We start from the raw sequence: 16,194 nt of genomic DNA on the forward strand, positions 1-16,194 counted from the left end.
GGCTATGCCAGCTTCGACTATCACCAGATCGGCACGCGCGAGGGCGACCTCGTCAAGATGAGCATCCTCGTCAACAACGAGCCGGTCGATGCGCTCTCCATGATCGTCCACCGCTCCGCCGCCGAAGCGCGTGGCCGGCACATGTGCGAGCGGCTGAAGGACTTGATCCCCCGCCACCTGTTCAAAATCCCGATCCAGGCGGCGATCGGCGGCAAGGTGATCGCGCGCGAGACGATCGCGGCGATGCGCAAGGACGTGACCGCCAAATGCTATGGCGGCGACATCACCCGCAAGAAGAAGCTGCTGGAGAAGCAGAAGGAAGGCAAGAAGCGCATGCGCGAATATGGCAGCGTGCAAATCCCGCAGGAAGCCTTCATCGCCGCGCTCCGCATGGGGGACGAAAGCTAGGGATTGAGCGCCGAGCGTTTGATCTCACCCACCTCCGTTCGGTTCGAGTAGACTTCGAGCGAAGTCGAGAAGGGGTATCGAGAATGCGTGCGCGGACTTCTCGACGGACGGTTCTCGACTGCACTCGAACCTGCTCGAAGCGAACGGGTCAGTTTGAAAGCTCAATGCCCTGGGGGTTGAGCGCCGCCAAGATCGCCCGCCCATAAGCCGTCTTGGCGAACAGCTCGCCCCGCGCCTGCGCCGCCGCCCGGCCGATGAACCCCTGCTGATAGGCGATCTCCTCCAGGCAGGCGATCTGGATGCCCTGCCGGTGCTGGATCGTGCGCACGAACTCCGACGCTTCGATCAGGCTGTCATGCGTCCCTGTATCGAGCCAGGCATAGCCGCGCCCCATCTGCTCGACATGCAGGTCGCCCGCGTCCATGTAGAGGCGGTTGAGATCGGTGATCTCCAGCTCGCCGCGCGGCGAGGGAACGAGCGTGCGGGCCAGACCGACCGCCCGCGCATCGTAGAAATAAAGGCCCGTGACGGCAAGGTTCGATTTGGGCGCGGCCGGCTTCTCCTCCAGCCCCATCGCGCGCCCGTCCGCCCCCAGTTCGACCACGCCGTATCGCGCCGGATCATCGACCCGGTAGGCGAACACCGTCGCGCCCTCCGTCCGTTCGACTGCGCGCCGCAGCAGCGCCGGCAGATGCGCGCCGAAAAAGATATTGTCCCCCAGGATCAGCGCCACCGGCCCGCCCTCGATGAAGTCCGCCCCGATCAGCAGCGCCTGCGCCAGCCCCTCCGGCCGCGGCTGGAGCGCGTAGGACATCGAAAGCCCCAGCGGCGTCCCGTCGCCGAACAGCCGGCGATAGCTGTCCAGATAGTCCGGGCTGGAGATGATGAGGATGTCGCGTATCCCCGCCAGCATCAGCACCGAGAGCGGATAATAGATCATCGGCTTGTCATAGACCGGCAGCAACTGCTTGTTCACCGCCAGCGTCGCAGGGTGCAGCCGCGTGCCGGCCCCGCCGGCCAGGATGATGCCCTTCATCGTGGGTCTCCGATCAGCATGTCGAGCAACGCAGGCAACCCGTCGCGCCATGGCCGGGGGGTGATGCCGAAGCCGTCGGTCAGGCTCTGTGTGGACAAGCGGCTGTTCGCCGGCCGCCGCGCCGGGGTGGGCCAGTCGGCGGACCCGATCGGCTCCACCGCCGCGCTCGGCCCGCCGCGCGCGCAGCTCTGCGCAAAGAGCGCGCGCGCAAGCTCCGCCCAACTCGCCGCGCCCGCATTGGCGAAATGATAGATGCTGCTCGGCGCGGTCGGATCGTCGGCCAGGCGAATGGCGATCGCGACGGCCGCCTGCGCCAGATCGCCCGCCAGCGTCGGGTTGCCGATCTGGTCGGCGACGACGCGGACGCTGCGCCGCTCGGCCGCAAGCCGCATCATCGTCGTCGCGAAATTGTGGCCATAAGGCGAAATCAGCCAGGCGGTGCGCAGGATCACATGCCGCGCCCCGCTCGCCGCAACCGCGATCTCGCCGCCTAGTTTCGATGCGCCGTAGATGTTGCAAGGTGCGGGTCGGTCGCCAGGCTCATAAGGCGCCGGCTTGCGCCCGTCGAACACATAGTCGGTGGAGATATGGACGATCGGGACGCCATGCGCGGCGCAGGCCGCTGCCAGCCCGGCCGGGGCAAGGGCGTTCATCCGCCATGCTTCCACTGCATCCCGCTTCGCCCGATCGACATCGGTATAGGCGGCAGCGTTGATGACCGCCGCATAGCCGCCGCTGCCGATCGCCTTCGCCACCGCGCCAGCATCGGCGACGTCCAGCGCGCCGCGCCCTGCGGCCTTCACGCGCCACCCCGCCGGCGGAACCAGCGCGCCAAGCGCCCGGCCAAGCTGCCCGTCGCCCCCCGTGACCAGCATCGTCCGCATCAGGCCGCCAGTCCCCGCCGCGCCGCCGCCGAACGGTCGGAAAGCAGCGGCGCCCACCAGCCTTCATTCTCCAGATACCAGCCGACCGTCTTCGCCAGCCCGCTCTCGAACGTCTCGGCCGGCGCCCAGCCCAGTTCGCGACGGATGCGGCTTGCATCGATGGCGTAGCGCGCGTCATGCCCCGGCCGGTCGGCGACATGGGTGATCTGCGCGGCATAGCAGCGCCCATCCCCCAGCGGCCGCAGGTCATCGAGGATGGCGCATACCGCCCGCACCACGTCGATATTGCGCCGCTCCGCCGACCCGCCGATAGTATAGCTCCGCCCCGGCTCGCCGCGCTCGAACACGGCGCGCAGCGCGCGGGCATGATCCTCGACATACAGCCAGTCGCGTACCTGGTCCCCCGCGCCATAGACGGGCAGGCTCTCGCCCCGCAGCGCGCGGACGATGATGAGCGGGATCAGCTTTTCGGGAAAATGATAGGGGCCGTAATTGTTGGAACAGTTGGTGACGAGCACCGGCAGGCCATAGCTATGCCCCCAGGCGCGGACCAGATGGTCGGCCGCCGCCTTCGACGCCGAATAGGGCGATCGCGGGTCATAGGGCGTGTCCTCGCTGAACAGTCCCTCCGCGCCCAGCGATCCGAATACCTCGTCGGTCGAGATGTGGTGGAAGCGAAAGCGCGCTTTCGCGTCGCCCTCCAGCCCTGCCCAATAAGCCCGCGCCGCGCTCAGCAGGATGAAAGTCCCCTCGATATTGGTGCGGATGAAGGCGTCCGGCCTGTCGATCGAGCGATCGACATGGCTCTCCGCCGCCAGATGGGTGATGATGTCGGGGCGGAAATCGGCCAGCGCCGCCGCCACCGCCGCCCGGTCGCAAATATCACCCCGCACGAAGCCATAGCGCGGATGGTCCGCGACGCTCTCCACCGATCCTTCGGTAGCGGCATAGGTGAGCTTGTCGAAATTGAGCAAATCATGCGTGCTGTCGGCGATCAGGTGGCGGATCAGCGCCGACCCGATGAACCCCGCGCCGCCGGTAACGAGAATGCGCATCAGTCCGTCCCCTCCTGGCTAGGAAAGGGCTGCGCGATGTCGGCCAGCCGGGGCAGAGCGGCATCCTTGGCCGACAGGACCGGCGCGACGCCGCGCGGCAGCGGCCAGTCTATGCCGATCGCAGGGTCATCCCAGAGCAGCCCGGCATCGCTCGCCGGCGCATAAGGGGCCGAAACCTTGTAAAACACCTCGCAATCCGGCTCCAGCGTCAGGAAGCCATGGGCGAACCCGATCGGCACGAAGAAGGCCGCGCCCCCCTCCGCGCTCAATTCCACCCCGGTCCAGCGCCCGAACCCCGGCGACCCCGCGCGCAAATCCACCGCAACATCGAAAATCCGCCCGCGCAGGCATCGCACCAGCTTCGCCTGCGTGTGCGGCGGCCGCTGATAATGCAGACCGCGCAGCGTGAAGGCCGCGCGCGAGAGCGAATGATTGTCCTGCACGAAGGCGCAGCCGATGCCGATCCGCGCGTAAGCGTCGATCGACCAGCTTTCGGCAAACCATCCCCGCGCGTCCCTGTGCCGCGTCGCGGGCACCAGCGTCGGGTTCGTCGGGCAAGAAGGGGCACTGTCCATGCGCCCGGTGAATAAGGGTAAATTCCCTATCAAGGATGAGCGGACGCTCCATAATGGAGCCAATTGTCACACCGCCCCGCTGCTGCCCCGCGCGATCAGGGTGAAGAGAAATTCGGGCGCGTCGCTCCCGCCGCCCGCCAGCGCATCGACCACCGATCGCCCCATATCCTCCAGCGGCTGGCGCACGGTGGTGAGCGGCGGCCAGGAGGTGAGGCTGGCGCTGGTATCGTCGAAGCCCACGACAGACAGGTCTTCGGGCACCCGGAGCCCCATCCGGTGCGCCAGCGTCAGCACGCCCAGCGCCATCTCGTCATTGGTGGCGAAGATCGCGCTCGGCCGTTCGGGCAGCGCCAGCAACGCCTCGCCCGCTGTGATGCCCGAGGCGAAATCGAACCGGCCGGGCAGAAACAGCGCATCCTCGACCGGCAGCCCGGCTGCCTCCAGCCCGTCGCGGAACCCCTCGACCCGGCGGGATGCGGCGCGGTGGCCGGGGGGTGGGGTGATGACCCCGATCCGCCGGTGGCCAAGGCCGATCAGATGGTCCGCGACCATGCGCCCGCCCGCGCGCTCGGGCGTGTGGATGGTGAAATCGGGCGCGCTCAGCGATCCGGCGATCCGCGCGCAGGGCAGCCCCATCTCGGTCAGCCGCGCCAGCAGCCCAGCATCGTCGGCCAGCGGCGGCACCAGCAGCACGCCGTCGGGGCGCAGCGCCGCGACCAGCCGGTCGAGCACCTCGAACCGCTCGTTCGCTTCGGGGGACAGCGGTTCGACCACCAGATGATAGCCAAGGTCGCGGCACCGCCACGCCGCCCCCATCTGGATGCGGCTGACATAGCCGGGCGCGGGGTTGTTGTAGAGGAAGGCCAGCATGAAGGACTTGCCCCCCGCCAGCCGCCGCGCCGACTGGTTGGGCCGATAGCCGAGCCGATCGATCGCCGCCTCCACCCGGTCGCGCAGCTCCGCGCTGACGTTTGGCGCTTTGTTGACGACGCGCGACACGGTCTTGATCGACACCTGCGCGAGCGCGGCGACATCGTGGATGCTGGGCATGGCCATGGCGCAACCATGGCGGCTCGCGGGCCGGATTGGCAAGAGGCAGCAGCGCAGGCTAGAAACCGGGCCATGAGCAACGTCATCAACCTGCGCCAGGCCCGCAAGGCCAAGGTCCGCGCCGACAAGGCCCGCGCCGCAGAAGCGAACCGCGCGAAATTCGGCCGGACCAAGGCGGAACGCACGGCGCAACAGGCGGAGGAGGCGCGCCGAGAAGCGGTGATTGAAGGCGCTAGGTTGGAAGCTGTTGCGCCCATAATCAGGGAAAGCAAGAGCGACGAGGAAGAATAAGCCGCAAGCGCCTAAATCTTGTTCCCCGGCGAAGGCCGGGGTCCAGTTCCGCCCTCTGAACCAAAGTCCGACCTTCGCGGAAGAACAGATCATATTATTTATATCTAGGCCAGATAAATGGCGTCGTCGGTAACTATCATTCCGTAAACATGCCGTTCATCTTGCATATGAACATCTGTTCATATGAGCGACTTGTCTTCAACAACACTCGTCCTGTCGCGATTTCGACCTCCCGCCGGGGATGAATTGCACGGTGGGTCGTTGACCTTCCGCTATGACTGACACCATCCGCTCAACCCGCCCCGCCAGGGCCGCGATTGCCGCTGTTCTGGCCTTCAGTGCAACCCCGTTGCTCGCCCAGGAAATTGTCGCGCCCCCGCCGGTCGCGCCGACGGTGACGCCGGCGGCTCCCGCTGCGACGCCGCCGGCCGCCGCAGCCCCCCTGTTCACGGCGAGCCAGCCCGTCGTGCAGCAGACCCCGCCGGTCGAAGAACGCATCGCTGAAGCGACCGCTGCCGTGGAAGCAGAACGCGCCGCGCCGCAGCCGGCCGCTCCCACCGCGCGCGAAGCGCCTCGTCCCGAGCGCGTGACGGCTTCGCCGCCCGTCGCCGCGCCTGTCGCTCAGCCTGAACCCGCGCCCGCCGCGACCCCGCAGTCGTCCGCCGATGTCGCGCCGCCCGCGCCGGCTGTCGCACCCGCCGCGACCGCGGCGGAAGCTGCCCGCACCGACGACGCGCTGCTCTGGGCGCTTGGCGGTGGCGCGCTTCTGCTTCTGGGCATCGGCGGCACCGCGCTGATGCGCCGCCGCCGCAGCGACGCGCTGACGCAGGATGCATATGAGGATGAGCCGGTCGCCGCACCCCGCGTGCCGGAAATGGCCGTTGCGCCCATGCCCGCCGCTCCGGCCCGCCCGATCCTTGCCCGCACCAGCGCCGACGCCGATCTCGACGCGATGGTCGCTGCCCCGCCAAGCGCCGACAATCCCTTCACCACCCGCGCCAAGCGCGTGCGCCGCGCCAAATTCCTGCTCGCGCAGCGTGAGGCGGCGGCCATGCCGCGCCCCGCGCCCCAGACGATCGACGCCGAGCCGGCTCCGGTCGCCGCGCGGGAGAATCGCAGCCAGACCGTCTATCGCTTCGGTGGCGAACCCGTCCGCCCCGGCACGCTGCGTCCCAGCCGCCGCTGATCGTCGGACCATCCAATCGGGGAGCCGGGCCATCCGCCCGGCTCCTCTTTGGCTGTCCGGTTGCGCTTTGGCGGCGTGCCTGATACCGGCGCGCGCATCGTTACCGCGCCGTTCCATCAGAAAGAGTCGCCGCCGCCCATGTCTGATTCCATCGACAAGATCGTCCTCGCCTTCTCCGGGGGCCTCGACACCAGCGTGATCCTGAAATGGCTGCAACAGACCTATGGGTGCGACGTCGTGACCTTCACCGCCGACCTGGGGCAGGGCGAGGAACTGGAACCCGCGCGCGCCAAGGCGCGCCTGATGGGCGTCAAGGAAGAGCATATCTTCATCGACGATCTGCGCGAGGAATTCGTGCGCGACTATGTCTTCCCGATGATGCGCTCGAACGCGCTCTATGAAGGACTGTACCTGCTCGGCACCTCGATCGCCCGGCCGCTGATCGCCAAGCGCCAGATCGAGATCGCCAGACAAGTCGGCGCCGACGCGGTCAGCCACGGCGCGACCGGCAAGGGCAATGACCAGGTCCGCTTCGAACTCGGCTATTACGGCCTCGCCCCCGACATCAAGGTGATCGCCCCCTGGCGCGAATGGGATTTGACCAGCCGCACCAAGCTGATCGAATTCGCCGAACAGCACCAGATCCCGATCCCGCGCGACAAGCGCGGCGAAAGCCCCTTCTCGACCGACGCGAACATGCTGCACACCTCGTCGGAGGGGAAGGTGCTCGAAGACCCGTGGGAAGAAACCCCGGACTATGTCTATTCGCGCACGGTCAACCCGGAGGACGCGCCCGACGCGCCCGAATATATCACCATCGACTTCGAGCGCGGCGACGGCGTCGCGATCAACGGCGTCGGCCTGTCGCCCGCGACCCTGCTCGAAACCCTCAACGACTATGGCCGCAAACATGGCATCGGCCGGCTGGACCTCGTTGAAAACCGTTTCGTCGGCATGAAGTCGCGCGGCATGTACGAGACGCCGGGCGGCACCATCTATCATCTCGCCCATCGGGGCATCGAGCAGCTGACGCTCGATCGCGGCGCAGCGCACCTCAAGGATGAACTCGCCCCCCGCTATGCCGAGCTGATCTACAACGGCTTCTGGTTCTCGCCCGAGCGCGAGATGCTCCAGGCCGCGATCGACCACAGCCAGGAGAAGGTGACCGGCACGGTTCGCCTCAAGCTCTACAAGGGCGGCGTCTATGTCGTCGGCCGCAAGTCGCCTTACTCGCTCTACAGCGAAAAGGTCGTGACCTTTGAGGACGACGCCGGCGCCTACGACCAGCGCGATGCGGCCGGCTTCATCAAGCTCAACGCGCTGCGGCTTCGGTTGCTAGGACGGCGCGACCGCTGACCTATTCCCCTCCCGCAAGCGTTCAAACGAGGCACGTGACTCGTTTGAAGGGCAGCGAGACTTAATGAGCGAAGCGAATTTAGTCGCAGCGGGGTGGGCCTTCGCACCGCCCGTAAATTCTTCGTCATCCCCGCGAAAAGAAATACCAAAAATAAATCGTTGTTATTAAACAAATAAATTACTTTAAATCCGCCTGTGCAGAAACTGTGCAGGCTGAATATCTCTTTTTGTGCAGGTTGTGGCGTTTTTATCACGGCATGAGGCGGTGTCCAGCGAAACCGCGATGCTCTCCACAACCGCGCACGTCACGCGAAAAGATCGCCCTGCCTGCCCGCCTCGACATGCGCCCGCCACGCGGGCTTAGCCGCTTCCTCGTCCAGCCATGCGATGACCTGTGCAACGACATCGCCGCCATGGGCTTCGATGGTGCCGGGTTGCATGAAGTGGGATCGGTAGCCGGTGTTGGTGATGGGCAGCGGCGCGCCCTCCGGTTTGATGCTGCGGATTTCCAGATGGTCGATGACCGTCCAGCGGCGGGGCGTGTAGATCACCGCGATCTCGATGCCCTGCCATGTGAAACAGTAGGCTTGCTGCGGCTGGTCCATCTTATGCCCCCGCGAACACATGAAAAGCATCCCATGCCGTCTGCACGGTAAACAGGTCGCCGCTGATTTCGGCATCGCGCGCCATGGCCTGATAGTCGATATAATAGCGCAGCGATGCGGGCACCTCGGTGGTTTCCTCCGTCACCTCCTGCATGTAGTCGGCAAGGCTGGCGTGCTGGCCAAGGTAGCGCCCGTCCATCGCTTCGCGTGCTTCATCCAAATCACCGCTGCAATGATCGAGGATCGCCGCCCCAAGTTCTCCATGCTCGGCGATGAACGCGGCCAGCGCGGCCACATGGTCAAGGCTGGCACATTCTCCGAGCCGAACCCCGAACCCTTCATGGTCATGGATGGCCCATTCCTCGGCCCCGGTGATGGGCGATCCCGCCAGCATGGCGCTCACCACATCCCACAGCGCCCAAGGCTCCTGCGCTGCGTCGATCCACGCTCCATGCAGGATACCGTTATTATAGGCCGCAAGGCACGCCACATAGATGCGGGGCTGTTTGGTTTGATTGGTGATGGTTGCTCCCATGGTTTTCTCCGTTAGGCTTGGGTTTCAGTGCTGATCTGAAACCTTGCCTCGTGGCGAACAGCGGGGGGCAAGCGGAGCAAGCGCCTTCACGGGGAACCGGCTGCACGGAGCGTAGCGCAGGAAGCTGGGCGGAAGGCGCTTCGCAGTGCGCGAGGGGCAGCGCCCCAGCCCTTGCGTTTGCGATCGAAACCGAAGGCGGAGACTACAGGCTCCGGGCGCGCAGCGCCGAGAGCGCGGGCCGTAGGCAACGCCGAAAATCGCTGTGGTACTTAACCCACCTGCCACCTGTGTTAAGCGGGTGTCGTGTTAAATCCGCTAATTGGAACCATCAACGAAGCCATGCTTGCTCAGCTCGCCGCATTTCAGGTCGCGGGACGCCGCGATTTGGAGTTCAAGCGCAGCATGCAGTGGCTCAATGACGGACGGGAAAAAGCATTTTCGATCGATGTCACATCTATCGTCCACGCCGGGCGGTGAGCGGATCACGACAGCTGAGTCTCTACAAACTCCATTTCGGATCATTGGACAGTGCAATTGGCTGAGGTTTAAGAATATGTCTGCTTAATGGGTGTAACCGGCATGAAAGAACAGGGTTACATCTGTCATAAAATATTAACACATAATTTAGCTTGCAATGTAGGATTTTGCATGAGACCACTCACCACCGAGTGGGGTTATGCATCATTGTGAAAGGTCGTCTGTGCATGCTTCTTGCGCGGGACGGATTGCTTTGTCTCGTGCCAACGGCGGCATTTTGGAAGAAAATTCCGCCTTTCATTTCTTTGGTAAAATCGATGCCCTGATGTCCGAACTCCCAAACCGAAGGACAACGACGACACCATCGGGCAGCAAGCGACAGAAACCTGCGTTACAGGGGTATTGTTATGAACCGAAAAATTTTACCCGCCCTCATTTTATCCATGGCCTTAGTCGCTGTGACTCCGGCTCGGGCTAGCCAGGCCGGATCGGGGACGGTCAGCCAGATACTTACCATTGCAGAAACGAATTCCGTGCTGTTCATTCAGACCGGTACAAGGACAACGGTGCCGACATGTGGTCAGGCAAATCCTTCACGATGGGCCATTGCTGCTGGAACGCCGTTCGGACAAGCTCAACTTGCTGTATTGCTTACCGCTTATGCACAGCGAAAGCAGGTGACCATTGTTGGCATGAATAGCTGTTATCGCCAATCAGACACCGAATCGGTGCAATATATCGTGATTAACGACTGATTGGAGATGAACATGAAATCGATAAAAACTGCGATAACAATCAAATGTCTCGCGATAGCTCTTGCTGCATCTGCGTTTCCGGCCGGCGCGCTCGCCGTAGGCGCCACACGTGGCCCGGTAGTCTCTGTCCGTCTGGACGCCGGTACGAACAAACTCTTCGTGAAGTTAGCGTTTCCTCTCGGTGGCACGCCGCCCAGTTGCGCTACAAGCCCCGACTACACCGGTGTTCTCGCGATCACGAGCGAGGCCGATAAAATGATCGCTTCGTTGCTGATAAGCGCAAGGCAAGACGGATCGATAGTTTATATTCGGGGAAAAGGCGTTTGTACAGGGGCGGCGACGGTGGAGGACATTGATTACATTGATGCGACTATAGGGTGAGACCTAGCGATTGATCCTGTGCAGCCCGGGGGCTGCGTCAACTCCTCTGCAAGTCTATTCACTCCGCGACCATACCGCCATCATGGGCCAAGGCGCGTCTGGGAATCGGCGGCAACGGGACAGCGAATTTCTTTCATATGGGGGCTAAGGCAATGAGATTTTTCATGGCAGGTGGAGGCTTCGTTGCCCTTGCGATCGCATGTGCTCCCGATGTTGTGCTAGCGTCGAGTACGACCACTTACACCTACGATCCGCTGGGGCGATTGGTGCAGACCAGCACTACTGGAACCGTCAATAACGGCGCGCAGACTGTCACGACCTACGATGATGCGGACAACCGAACAACGCATCGCGTCAGCGGCGTCAGTTCGCGCGTCGTGGTCGTGCCGCTCAACGGGCTTACCGTCATTGCTCTTCCCGGCGACTGAGAAGCGCAGGCGAGTTATTCTCTTTTGAGTGAGGGCACAAAATGCGCCTTTTCGACATACCCGTTTCACGTCGCAATCAGACGCAAGGGGGCGGCTGCGGAACGCGGTCGGCAATCCCGGTGGATTTTGTGCGCTCCTTGGAGCGATCGGGCGTGCGTCTCTGGTCGCGCGCATTCTGCAGCTTGTTGCTGTTCTGCATGGCAGCTGTGGCAGTGAAAGTCTGCGCTCAAACCAATGCGCCGACGCCAGCGCCTTACAATACGCTGGACGAAAACAGCGTCGATCTGGCGAGTGGCCGGGTCAAAGTCACCATTCCGGGCGTCTCGATCGGTCCCAGCGGAAATAGAGGACTGCGCTTTGATGTCATCTTCGACGGACAACGCCTCAGTCACAGTTTGATGGGTGGTACCGAAAGCGAAACCATCACCGGCAAGTTTTACAGCGGAGGCATAGCGGTAGTCCAACCCATCCGTACCATCTACACGGTCGTCAACGGGAATCAGAATGATACCTTTGATGCGTCCGATGGGACGCCGATACCTGTTTTGGGGAATGGGTCAAATCTCAATGGATTAATCTACAAAGACCGCGACGGGGCGATTATGACACAGCAAAGTGTTGGATCGCAAATCGCACCGTTTTATTGGGGAAAATCCTATCCGCTCTATCGGGTAACTAAGGTGAACTACCCGGATGGAACCGAAGTTAAATATTTTTACGACGTGTCCATGTTCAGTGACTGTACACCGTCTCCTATAAATCCTTGTAAGTACGCATATCGCCTCCGGGCGGTGACCAATAATTTCGGCTATCAGATTCGCCTCCAATATGAATCTGATATTTTGACCAATGAAACTGTGCTCACCTCGTGGCGGTCCATTGTAAAGGCGGTCGCGATTAACAACGCTGTCGAGTATTGCGATCCGCAAGCTTCTTGTCCAAATCTCAGCCCATCATGGCCTAGTGTCAACATCGTAAAGACCGTATCCGGCAATGAAACCGATATGGCTATTACCAATCCCGATGGAGGGACGACGCACGTCAAATATCTGAAGATAAACCAGCAGGGCTATGGGATAATCGAGCGGGTTCAATCGATCCGTCGTCCCACAAGTTCGACCGACAACATCATCTACAGCTACTCAAGCGATACAGCCGACGCGCGGGTGACGTCGGTTGTCCGTGACGGGCGGACCTGGACCTATGCCGCTAGTGGAGACACGATCACAGTTACCGATCCGTTGTCGCATACAACGACGCTGGTGATGGCTACGAACGCCAAGCGCCCGGCGTCCGTGACCAACGGCGAAAACAAAACGACCGCCTATGTTTATGACGATTATGGTCGTACGATCAAAGTCACCGCTCCTGAGGGAAATTACGTCGAATACAAGTACGACAAAGACAGCAACGATGATACGCGCGGTAATGTTATTGAGATCAAGGAGACAGCCAAACCGGGGGCGACGCCTGTTCCGACCCGCATTTGGAAGACCGAGTATCCAGCGAGTTCGACCTGTGGCGCAACACCGGCAAAATGCAACAAGCCGATCTGGACGAAAGGTCCGCTCGAAATCGATACCGGGCGGCAGACGGATTATGAGTATTTCGACACAGGTTTGTTGAAGACGGTCACACTGCCTGCGCCCAGTTCGAGTTCGTCACGCCCGCAAACGCGCTACACATATGTCTACCGGCAGGCCTATGTGAAGGATGTAAACGGGGCGCCCGTGACGGCGGGGCCAATGGTCTATCTGCTCGATACCGTCAAAAGCTGCAAAACGGGGTCGAGTTGCGCAGGCACAGCCGAGGAGATGGTCAGTAGCGTCGAATACGACTCGACGGCGGTCCCGACGAACCTCCTGCCGCTTGCGGCCAATTCTGGTGACGGTAGCGGGGCAAATCGCCGCGTGGCGTTCACCTATGACGACATCGGCAATCGCGAGACAGTCGATGGCCCGATCGAAGGAACGCTGGAGAAGGTCTATTATCGGTTCACGGCCAACCGCCAGCTTGAGGGGCAGATCGGTCCCGATCCCGATGGCAGCGGCCCCCTCAAGCGGCCCGCCATCCGCTACAGCTATAATGACAACGGCCAGCCGCTAACGGTCGAACGGGGAACCGTCGAAGGCGTGTCGAACTCGCAATGGCAAGCCTTTGATAGTCTTCAACAGACGGATTTTGTTTACGATAGCGCAGCTCGCAAAATCAGGGAGCGGCTGCGCGCAGGCGGCCAGTCCTACAGCTACACGCACTTCCGTTACGATGAGGCCGACAGACTGATTTGCACGGCTGTGCGAATGAATCCCGATCTGTTCGTCAGCGGGCTGCCTTCGTCGGGATGCAGCCAGTCCGATCCTTCCGGCCAATATGGTCCTGACCGGATCGTGCGCACCTATTACGACAACGCTGATCGGCCCGTTGAGGAACGTGGCGGCGTTGGTACGTCGAGCGAACAAGTGATCGCCAAATATGGCTATACGGATAATGGCCTTCTCGCCACGGTCGAAAATGGCCGAGGCTACAAAGCTGAATATCATTATGATCGCTTCGATCGCCGGGACCAGTGGCGGTTTCCGTCGGCGACGCCGGGCCAGCCCAGCAGCACCGATCGGATCGTGAAGACGTTCGACCTCAATGATAATGTCCTAACCGTGCAAAACCGTCGTGGGCAGACAACAAGCTATGCCTATGATGATCTGAACCGCGTGAAGACGGTTACTCGGCCTGCAGGCGAGGCCACGAGTCAGTTCGCCTATGACAATGTAGGACGCTTGTTGAGCGTGACCGAGGGTTCCGCCGTGACCAGCTTCACATACAACCCGTGGAACCAGCCGCTCAGCGAGACGGGCGCATTGGGCACGGTGTCATGGGAATATGACCTCGCTGGTCGCCGCACCAGGCTGATCTACCCAGACGGCCAGTATTTACGCTATGATTATGACCGCGTCGATCGGGTCAAATATGTTCGCGAGAATGGCAGCGTCGCGACGACCGCGCGGATAGCGGCGTTCACCTACGATGATCTCGGCCGCAGGACCGAGCTTCAGCGCGGCGTTGGAACAGGATCGACGGTCACCAGCTACGGTTATGATCCCGCCTCGCGTCTGACGTCGCTGGGCATCGATCTGACCGGGACCGCCGACGATCTGGACCTGGGATTCACCTACAGCCCTGCGAGCGAAATCGCTACGCGCAGCCTGTCCAACGATGCCTATGCCAAATATGGTATCGCGAGTGAATCGACTTATACGCCGAACCATCTGGATGAATATACCAACATCACGGCCAATGGAGTGCCAACCCCTCTTGAATCCGATCTGGACGGCAATCTCTCACGTAATGGTGCGACATATTACACTCACGATTCCCGCAACCGGTTGACCGGCGCTACGGGCGGAGCTTCGGCTTCGCTCTTCTACGACCCGGTGGGGCGCCTTTCGCGATCGGTGAGCGGCGGCACGGCTACCCGTTATCTTTACGACGGCCCCCGCATCATCGCTGAATATAGCGACGGTGGGACTTTGTTGCGTCGCTATGCGCCCGGCGCGGTGATGGACGAATGGTTAGCATATTACGAGGGCGGTGCACTAGACTTGGCATCGCGGCGCTTTATGCATGGTGACGAGCGCGGGTCGACCGTAGCGATAACTGACATGAGCGGCGCAACACAGGCACGCAACGCTTACGACCCATCTGGCGTACCGGGCCAGGATAATCGTGGCCTATTTCAATTCGCAGGGCAGGCCTTTCTGTCGTCGCTCAGGCTGTATTACAACAAGGCGCGCTTCTACGATGCGCATATGGGCCGATTTATCGAGACCGATCCGATTGGGTATGAGGGAGGAAGTAACCTTTATGCCTACGCGGCTAATGACCCTGTGAACCTTTCCGACCCAATGGGAACTGATCCTATCATCGTGACCGGCCGCCCCACGACGCCGGCGTTTATCACCAACCCCAGCGTTAAGCTCCCCCCGTGTGCGTATGGATGCCTAAGCTACAGGAACGGGCTACTGACGCTTGGAGCGCTCAATCTTAACTCTCAATCGGCAGTGTTTGAAGCAGACGAATACTATGACGGTAATGAGTTGACAGAAGATATCGGCTTTCTGGACATTTTTAGACCGCCATCCGGTCCAATTGTAGGCGCACCATTTCAGTTCTATAAATCATATAGTGGTAGTAATGGGGTATATAGATTTGACACGTATAGCCTAACAAAATCACAGGCCCTGGCTTCAGCGAAATTTGTAAACGGAGTATACGCATCTTCTCAACCGCTAGTTACGTTTAAACCAGGAACGCCTGAGGGAGCGGATATAGGGTTGGATAGTCGTAATAAGGTGTATTTTCTATACTCTAATAGTAAGGGATTAAAGGTTGGCATTCGTTTTGATAGTGGGTCATACTTTCAGTCTCCCCATTATAACTCGGGAATAGTAAGAAATGGCTCATACCAGAATCTTCCAAATCACCATTACTATGGTATAGATCCATGAAGATAAATAGAGCTGCGATCTGTCATTATCGCCTTCGAGCCGGTATTCCGTTTCGTGAAATAGGATGGAACGAAGCTGAATGGGTCGGAAAGTTTAAATTGGATGGACTAAGATGTTTACGTTTCGTAACTTCTCTCAGCGTCGAGAACGATTTATCACCGGCTGAAGTGCTGGTAAAAACTGTGGAGGATATGATATTACCAATCTTGTCCGGAAAATTATACGTAAAGTTTGGCGAAGATGAAATGACTGATCTTCAGATTAAACTATCCTTAAAAAGCTTAGAGCGAATGATAAGTCTAGATATGGATGAAGTTTCTTATCCTAATATTAGAGGCTTTGCACAATCATCTTGGCTTGATAGTAGAGAGATTTTTCGTATCCTGAGCATAGCAGCACAAAATAATTTCCCCTATTTCGTAATTCTTTCACGTAAGGGACATAAAGAAAATTCGGTCCCGATGTTTGATATTGATGCAGCTTTTAGCGACAATCTAAACAAGGTGGCGTCTATAGTAGGTAATATAGATGAATGTCTTACTAATGGCCGCGGATTTGATCAAAATATAATGGATATTTTATACCTATCTGTCTAGCGTGACGCTCATATTCAACACAGGTTTTTCTGACATTTTTCAGCTTTGATTTATTCCATCGCCGGGGGCCTCTC

General features: G+C 60.6%; 16 protein-coding genes and 1 pseudogene. 10 read left to right on the forward strand and 7 right to left on the reverse strand.

Features of this window, described 5'->3' with window-relative positions; genetic code table 11:
* Positions 1 to 408 (forward strand): annotated as a pseudogene (locus V2B31_RS08530) (elongation factor 4); the annotation flags it as partial.
* Positions 409 to 556: 148 nt separating this feature from the next.
* Here V2B31_RS08530 and rfbA read toward each other — a convergent pair.
* The 5 genes from rfbA to V2B31_RS08555 form a co-directional block, all read right to left on the reverse strand.
* Positions 557 to 1,444: a glucose-1-phosphate thymidylyltransferase RfbA gene (gene rfbA, locus V2B31_RS08535; RefSeq protein ID WP_328277415.1), complete on the reverse strand. Its 888-nt coding sequence runs from the start codon at positions 1,442 to 1,444 to the stop codon at positions 557 to 559.
* Complete coding sequence (gene rfbD / locus V2B31_RS08540) at positions 1,441 to 2,328, reverse strand: dTDP-4-dehydrorhamnose reductase (RefSeq protein ID WP_328277417.1); 888 nt, start codon at positions 2,326 to 2,328, stop codon at positions 1,441 to 1,443. The genes rfbA and rfbD overlap by 4 nt, the downstream gene beginning before the upstream one ends.
* Positions 2,328 to 3,383, reverse strand: a complete 1,056-nt coding sequence (gene rfbB / locus V2B31_RS08545; protein WP_328277418.1) for a dTDP-glucose 4,6-dehydratase — start codon at positions 3,381 to 3,383, stop codon at positions 2,328 to 2,330. Before rfbB ends, rfbD begins: the two co-directional genes overlap by 1 nt.
* A complete protein-coding gene (gene rfbC / locus V2B31_RS08550; RefSeq protein ID WP_328277420.1) occupies positions 3,383 to 3,958 on the reverse strand; it encodes a dTDP-4-dehydrorhamnose 3,5-epimerase in 576 nt (191 codons plus the stop codon). Before rfbC ends, rfbB begins: the two co-directional genes overlap by 1 nt.
* Positions 3,959 to 4,024: 66 nt before the next feature.
* Positions 4,025 to 5,008, reverse strand: a complete 984-nt coding sequence (locus tag V2B31_RS08555) for a LacI family DNA-binding transcriptional regulator (protein ID WP_328277622.1) — start codon at positions 5,006 to 5,008, stop codon at positions 4,025 to 4,027.
* Between the two features lie 72 nt (positions 5,009 to 5,080).
* On the opposite strand from V2B31_RS08555, the gene V2B31_RS08560 reads away from it, so the two are divergent.
* The 3 genes from V2B31_RS08560 to V2B31_RS08570 all read left to right on the forward strand — a co-directional run bounded on the left by V2B31_RS08560 (position 5,081) and on the right by V2B31_RS08570 (position 7,841).
* The gene (locus V2B31_RS08560; protein ID WP_328277422.1) at positions 5,081 to 5,299 is read left to right on the forward strand and encodes a DUF4169 family protein; all 219 of its coding nucleotides are present in this window, start codon (positions 5,081 to 5,083) and stop codon (positions 5,297 to 5,299) included.
* A gap of 274 nt (positions 5,300 to 5,573) precedes the next feature.
* Entirely contained in the window at positions 5,574 to 6,485 is a 912-nt protein-coding gene (locus V2B31_RS08565; protein ID WP_328277424.1) for a hypothetical protein, read from the forward strand.
* A gap of 138 nt (positions 6,486 to 6,623) precedes the next feature.
* Positions 6,624 to 7,841, forward strand: coding sequence for an argininosuccinate synthase (locus V2B31_RS08570; protein ID WP_328277427.1), 1,218 nt, complete (start codon positions 6,624 to 6,626; stop codon positions 7,839 to 7,841).
* 305 nt (positions 7,842 to 8,146) lie between these two features.
* Here V2B31_RS08570 and V2B31_RS08575 read toward each other — a convergent pair whose 3' ends face one another.
* Positions 8,147 to 8,446, reverse strand: a complete 300-nt coding sequence (locus V2B31_RS08575) for a hypothetical protein (protein ID WP_328277430.1) — start codon at positions 8,444 to 8,446, stop codon at positions 8,147 to 8,149.
* A 1-nt stretch (position 8,447) separates the two neighbouring features.
* Positions 8,448 to 8,981: an antirestriction protein ArdA gene (locus V2B31_RS08580; protein ID WP_328277432.1), complete on the reverse strand. Its 534-nt coding sequence runs from the start codon at positions 8,979 to 8,981 to the stop codon at positions 8,448 to 8,450.
* A 303-nt stretch (positions 8,982 to 9,284) separates the two neighbouring features.
* On the opposite strand from V2B31_RS08580, the gene V2B31_RS08585 reads away from it, so the two are divergent.
* From V2B31_RS08585 to V2B31_RS08610, 6 genes are all read left to right on the forward strand, one after another.
* Complete coding sequence (locus tag V2B31_RS08585; RefSeq protein WP_328277435.1) at positions 9,285 to 9,458, forward strand: hypothetical protein; 174 nt, start codon at positions 9,285 to 9,287, stop codon at positions 9,456 to 9,458.
* 407 nt (positions 9,459 to 9,865) lie between these two features.
* Positions 9,866 to 10,213 carry a hypothetical protein gene (locus tag V2B31_RS08590; protein WP_328277437.1) on the forward strand — a complete coding sequence of 116 codons (348 nt, stop codon included), beginning with the start codon at positions 9,866 to 9,868 and terminating at the stop codon, positions 10,211 to 10,213.
* 12 nt (positions 10,214 to 10,225) lie between these two features.
* Positions 10,226 to 10,594 carry a hypothetical protein gene (locus V2B31_RS08595; protein ID WP_328277440.1) on the forward strand — a complete coding sequence of 123 codons (369 nt, stop codon included), beginning with the start codon at positions 10,226 to 10,228 and terminating at the stop codon, positions 10,592 to 10,594.
* Between the two features lie 164 nt (positions 10,595 to 10,758).
* Positions 10,759 to 11,022 (forward strand): hypothetical protein, encoded by a 264-nt coding sequence (locus V2B31_RS08600; protein WP_328277442.1) that lies wholly within the window; start codon positions 10,759 to 10,761, stop codon positions 11,020 to 11,022.
* Positions 11,023 to 11,063: 41 nt separating this feature from the next.
* Positions 11,064 to 15,524 (forward strand): RHS repeat domain-containing protein, encoded by a 4,461-nt coding sequence (locus V2B31_RS08605; RefSeq protein ID WP_328277444.1) that lies wholly within the window; start codon positions 11,064 to 11,066, stop codon positions 15,522 to 15,524.
* Positions 15,521 to 16,120, forward strand: a complete 600-nt coding sequence (locus tag V2B31_RS08610; RefSeq protein ID WP_328277446.1) for a hypothetical protein — start codon at positions 15,521 to 15,523, stop codon at positions 16,118 to 16,120. Before V2B31_RS08605 ends, V2B31_RS08610 begins: the two co-directional genes overlap by 4 nt.
* The last annotated feature ends 74 nt before the right edge of the window (positions 16,121 to 16,194 follow it).

It is taken from the genome of Sphingobium sp. (genome assembly GCF_036170395.1).
Lineage (GTDB): Bacteria > Pseudomonadota > Alphaproteobacteria > Sphingomonadales > Sphingomonadaceae > Sphingobium.

What these genes read in the sequence shown, in the direction of transcription:
- rfbA (WP_328277415.1), bottom strand. Translation starts at nt 1,444, where the DNA reads ATGAAGGGCATCATCCTGGCCGGCGGGGCCGGCACGCGGCTGCACCCT.
- rfbD (WP_328277417.1), bottom strand. Translation starts at nt 2,328, where the DNA reads ATGCGGACGATGCTGGTCACGGGGGGCGACGGGCAGCTTGGCCGGGCG.
- rfbB (WP_328277418.1), bottom strand. Translation starts at nt 3,383, where the DNA reads ATGCGCATTCTCGTTACCGGCGGCGCGGGGTTCATCGGGTCGGCGCTG.
- rfbC (WP_328277420.1), bottom strand. Translation starts at nt 3,958, where the DNA reads ATGGACAGTGCCCCTTCTTGCCCGACGAACCCGACGCTGGTGCCCGCG.
- V2B31_RS08555 (WP_328277622.1), bottom strand. Translation starts at nt 5,008, where the DNA reads ATGCCCAGCATCCACGATGTCGCCGCGCTCGCGCAGGTGTCGATCAAG.
- V2B31_RS08560 (WP_328277422.1), top strand. Translation starts at nt 5,081, where the DNA reads ATGAGCAACGTCATCAACCTGCGCCAGGCCCGCAAGGCCAAGGTCCGC.
- V2B31_RS08565 (WP_328277424.1), top strand. Translation starts at nt 5,574, where the DNA reads ATGACTGACACCATCCGCTCAACCCGCCCCGCCAGGGCCGCGATTGCC.
- V2B31_RS08570 (WP_328277427.1), top strand. Translation starts at nt 6,624, where the DNA reads ATGTCTGATTCCATCGACAAGATCGTCCTCGCCTTCTCCGGGGGCCTC.
- V2B31_RS08575 (WP_328277430.1), bottom strand. Translation starts at nt 8,446, where the DNA reads ATGGACCAGCCGCAGCAAGCCTACTGTTTCACATGGCAGGGCATCGAG.
- V2B31_RS08580 (WP_328277432.1), bottom strand. Translation starts at nt 8,981, where the DNA reads ATGGGAGCAACCATCACCAATCAAACCAAACAGCCCCGCATCTATGTG.
- V2B31_RS08590 (WP_328277437.1), top strand. Translation starts at nt 9,866, where the DNA reads ATGAACCGAAAAATTTTACCCGCCCTCATTTTATCCATGGCCTTAGTC.
- V2B31_RS08595 (WP_328277440.1), top strand. Translation starts at nt 10,226, where the DNA reads ATGAAATCGATAAAAACTGCGATAACAATCAAATGTCTCGCGATAGCT.
- V2B31_RS08600 (WP_328277442.1), top strand. Translation starts at nt 10,759, where the DNA reads ATGGCAGGTGGAGGCTTCGTTGCCCTTGCGATCGCATGTGCTCCCGAT.
- V2B31_RS08605 (WP_328277444.1), top strand. Translation starts at nt 11,064, where the DNA reads ATGCGCCTTTTCGACATACCCGTTTCACGTCGCAATCAGACGCAAGGG.
- V2B31_RS08610 (WP_328277446.1), top strand. Translation starts at nt 15,521, where the DNA reads ATGAAGATAAATAGAGCTGCGATCTGTCATTATCGCCTTCGAGCCGGT.